5 protein-coding genes and 1 pseudogene are annotated in these 4,011 nt (G+C 75.1%); all 6 read left to right on the top strand.

Features of this window, described 5'->3' with window-relative positions; genetic code table 11:
- Positions 1 to 196 (top strand): hypothetical protein (locus VIU94_RS35065; protein ID WP_331917942.1); only part of this gene is annotated, 196 nt, incomplete at its 5' end.
- Positions 197 to 342: 146 nt separating this feature from the next.
- A complete protein-coding gene (locus VIU94_RS35060; RefSeq protein WP_331917939.1) occupies positions 343 to 954 on the top strand; it encodes a hypothetical protein in 612 nt (203 codons plus the stop codon).
- Between the two features lie 116 nt (positions 955 to 1,070).
- A complete protein-coding gene (locus VIU94_RS35055; protein ID WP_331917937.1) occupies positions 1,071 to 1,322 on the top strand; it encodes an EF-hand domain-containing protein in 252 nt (83 codons plus the stop codon).
- Positions 1,323 to 1,434: 112 nt separating this feature from the next.
- A complete protein-coding gene (locus tag VIU94_RS35050) occupies positions 1,435 to 1,908 on the top strand; it encodes an Lrp/AsnC family transcriptional regulator (RefSeq protein WP_331917935.1) in 474 nt (157 codons plus the stop codon).
- Positions 1,909 to 2,015: 107 nt separating this feature from the next.
- The gene (locus VIU94_RS35045) at positions 2,016 to 2,708 is read left to right on the top strand and encodes an HAD family hydrolase (RefSeq protein WP_331917933.1); all 693 of its coding nucleotides are present in this window, start codon (positions 2,016 to 2,018) and stop codon (positions 2,706 to 2,708) included.
- A 180-nt stretch (positions 2,709 to 2,888) separates the two neighbouring features.
- A pseudogene (locus VIU94_RS35040) lies at positions 2,889 to 4,011 on the top strand (HEAT repeat domain-containing protein); the annotation flags it as partial.

The raw sequence follows: 4,011 nt of genomic DNA, 5'->3' as shown, positions 1-4,011 counted from the left end.
ACCGCTCCGGGACCCCACCGTCGCGGGGTTCGAGGCGGAGCCGAGAGACGCGCCGCCGCCGTACTACGTGACCGTGGCGTGGCTCGACTCCCTGGTGACCGACCTCGAACGGATCACGGGGACGGGCGGGGGCGGGGGCGGGGGCCCTGGCCCCGAGGAGGGCGCGGGAAGACGTGGGGGCACGGGCGCGAGCTGAGGCGGCGACACCGGCACCGGCCAGGGCCGGAGAGCGGGCGACGCACAGGCTCGCGCGTGCACGACGGCACCGGCGAAGGTGGGGACGCAGCCGTCGCGCAGGCTCGCGCGCCGAGGCCGTACGGGAACGGTCGTAGGGTTTCGGACATGGACAGGGACAGGGACGGCTGGGACTTCCAGGAGTGGCAGGCGGCGCTCGGCGGGCTCGCTCCCGAGGCGGCCGCCCTGGTGGGGCTCGCGGCGGCAGAGCGGATCGCCGGGTGTCTGCGCGACGAGCGCTTCCGCAGCCACGCCGCCGGCGAGGCGGACGTCGTCGAGGAGCTGCTGGCGGGCTGCTGGGAGGGGGCCGCACCGGAGCGGCTGCGGGAGCTCGCCGCCGCGGTGGAGGAGTGCTCCGTCGCGTACGCGGACCTCGTCATGGACGGCGACGACGACGAGGAGGTGCCCGAGGGAGCCCTCATGCTGCACCTCGACGCCCTGACGGCCGTGGCGGAGGCGGCCGCCGCCTGCGCCGGCGGGCCGTGGGACGGCGCTCTGCGCTGCCTCCAGACCACCGCCATGGCCGCGGTCTCCGCGCTGGAACGCGATCCCCGCGCCCCGGGCGCGGACGTGGAGCTGCGGCGGCAGCGCGAGGATCTCGCGCGGGTCCGAGCCGGGGACGGAGGGGTACGTGTCGCTGCCGACCTGCGCGGACGCGCCCGTGAGGACGCTCAAGCCTGGCACCGCGCCGTCGAGGAACTCGCCCTGGATCATGACTGAACCCCCGGCCGCCGCGCCGCGTCTCCCCTCGTGACCCATGAACCTCGTGGACCCCACGGACCCTGCGGACTCCGCGGACTCCCTCTCCCCCCGACTCCTTCCGAAAGGATCACCCCATGAGCAAGAAGGCTCGCAAACTGTTCGACGCGCTGGACCTCGACCACGACGGCACGCTCACCCGCGTCGAGGTGATCACGGCCCTGCGCAGCAAGGGCCCCACCCTCGCCGCCCAGGGCGACCTGCCCTTCTGGGGTCTCGGTGACGCCGACGCCGCCTCGGCGCTGTTCGACGCCGCGAACCAGGACGGCGACGACGTGCTGACCTTCGAGGAGTTCACCAAGGAGATCGACCGCCGCTTCGGTTGGTGACCCCGCGCGACGCCCGGCATCGTGCGGCTCCGTGGCGCGGGTTCTGCGTCGTGACTGGGCCATTGGTACGGTCGGAGGACCGGACACCTGGCCATGAGGAGGCCGACGGACCATGGCCGTCGACGCGCTGGACACCCGCATCCTGCGACTGCTGATCGAGCAGCCGCGCACCAGTGTGCGCGAGTACGCGCGGATCCTCGGCGTCGCCCGCGGCACCCTGCAGGCACGGATCGACCGGATGGAGCGGGACGGGGTGATCACCGCCACCGGGCCGGTGCTCTCGCCCGCGGCGCTCGGACACCCGGTGCTGGCGTTCGTCCACATCGAGGTGACGCAGGGGCATCTCGACGAGGTCGGGGACGCGCTCGCGGCCGTACCGGAGATCGTCGAGGCGTTCTCGATCACGGGCGGCGGGGACCTGCTGACCCGGGTCGTGGCCCGGGACAACGGGCACCTGGAGGACGTGATCCAGCGCCTGATCAACCTGCCGGGGGTCGTACGGACACGGACCGAAATGGCCCTGCGCGAACGCGTCCCGCACCGGCTGCTGCCCCTGGTGGAGGCGGTAGGCCGGGCGGCGTCCTGAGAGGCTGCTCGGGCGGCGTCCTGACGTGCTGCCGGGCGGCGTCCTGACGTGCTGCCGGGCGGCGTGCTGGACGTGGTGCCGGGCCGCGTCCTGAGATGCTGGGGCGCATGAGCGCCGTACGCACCGCCGTCGTCTTCGACCTCGACGGCACCCTGGTGGACAGCGAGCCGAACTACTACGAGGCGGGCCGGCGGACCCTGGCGGCGTACGGGGTCACCGACTTCGGCTGGGAGCGGCACACCGACTTCATCGGCATCGGCACCCGCGAGACGCTGGAGACACTGGGCCGGGAGTACGGGATCGATGCCCCGGTCGACGAGCTGCTGGCGGCCAAGAACCGGCACTATCTGGAGCTGGCGCGGGCGTCGACCCCGGTCTACCCGCAGATGCGGAAGTTCGTGGAGCTGCTGCACGCGCAGGGCACGCCGATGGCGGTGGCGTCGGGCTCGTCGCGGGCCGCCATCGAGGCGATCCTCGCCGTGACCGGCCTGGCCGCGTACCTCACGACTCTCGTCTCCGCGGAGGAGGTCCCGCGCGGCAAGCCGGAGCCGGACGTGTTCCTGGAGGCGGCGCGCCGACTCGGCGTCCCGGCGGGCGCGTGCGTCGTCGTGGAGGACGCGCCACCGGGCGCTGCCGCCGCCTCGGCGGCCGGGATGCGCTGCATCGCGGTGCCGTACGTCGCGGCGACGGCGGACGACCCGGCATTCCGCGCGGCGGACCTGCTGTTCCCGGGCGGCCAGCCCGAGTTCACGGCCCGGGCCGCGCTGGACTGGCTGGGGCGGACGGGCCACGGGGGCTGAGAGGGCGGGGGCCGGCGCCGGCGCCGGAAGGAGCCCCCGTACGCGGGGAGGGCAGGGTCATGCACACGGAGGCGTAAGTCCGTACGTCCAAGGATCTACTCGCGGCGGCGGGCGCGGGACACGGCCCGGGGGGCCGAAAGGGGCGTGCGGGGCGCGGTGGGAGGATCGTACGATCCCGGGGTGATCACTCCCTCGGACAGCGTGGCCCGTTCCGAATCGGTGGGCCACGGCGCACCCGTGAGCCCCGAGAAGGCGCTCGCGTGGGCGGAGGCCGGCGCGACGGGGTCGGAGTGGCCGCCGGAGGTGTTGGTCACGCCCGTGCGGGTCGCGTTGCTGCGGGCGGAGATCGCGCGGGATGCGGCGGCGCTGCGGCGGACTGATCGCGGGGAGCTGGTGTATCAGGCCGTCCGGGGGACGGAGATCGGCTCGGTGGCGGAAGCGGCTGCGCTCGTGGAGGAGTTGGCGGGCAGCGGTGACGCGGTGCTGGAGGCCGAGGCGCTGCGGCTGGCCCGGGAGGGGCTGCATGCGGGGTTGCTCGGGCCCGCGTTCGTGCGCGCCGCGTCGGTAGGGCTGCTGGGCTCGCGTACGGATGACGTGGTGGTCGGCGCGCTGACTGAACTCGCGGAGCCCTGGGCGGCGTTGGAGCCGGTGGCAGCGGAACGGCTGGCCGGTCTGCTCGGGCCCGCGACCGCCGACGCCGCGCTCACGACCGCCGTCCGGCATGGACACGGCGACCTGCTGCGGCGGGCCGCCGAGGACGGGGAGCTGCCGCCCCGGGTGCGGCGGCGGGCCCTGGCGCTGTTCGGAGAGACGGCACGGCGGGGCGACGTCCCCGCGGTTCTCGCGCTCGCCGCCGAGGATCCGCTGCTGCTCGGCGGGCCGGCGGTGGACTGCCTTGGCGCGATGCACCGGCGCGGGCACTTCGCCACCGATCCGGACGTCCCGGCCGTGCTCGGCCTGGCGCTCGCCGACCACAGCATCCCGGCCCGAGCGGTGGCGACCGTCCTGTTCACCAGTCGGCACGAGCTGCTGCGCCGGCTGGTCGACACCACGCCGGACGACCCTGATTGGCCGCGCCGGCTCGACCTGCTCGTGGCGCTGGACGGGCAGGGTGTGGCGGGTCTGCCGGTGGCCGCCGAGATCGCCCGCGTACTGCCGCTCACGGCGACGCCCGTCCCGTTCCTGCGCGCGCTCCGCGCCCTGCGCGCCGCCGAGACCGAGGAGGCCGTACTCGCCGCCCTGCCGCAGTCCCCGGCGGCCGCGCTCGACGCGCTGGAGGCGGTCGGGGGCGAGCGGACGGTGC

It is taken from the genome of Streptomyces sp. (assembly GCF_036566765.1).
GTDB lineage: Bacteria > Actinomycetota > Actinomycetes > Streptomycetales > Streptomycetaceae > Streptomyces.
This window is presented reverse-complemented; position numbering and strand designations above follow the sequence as displayed.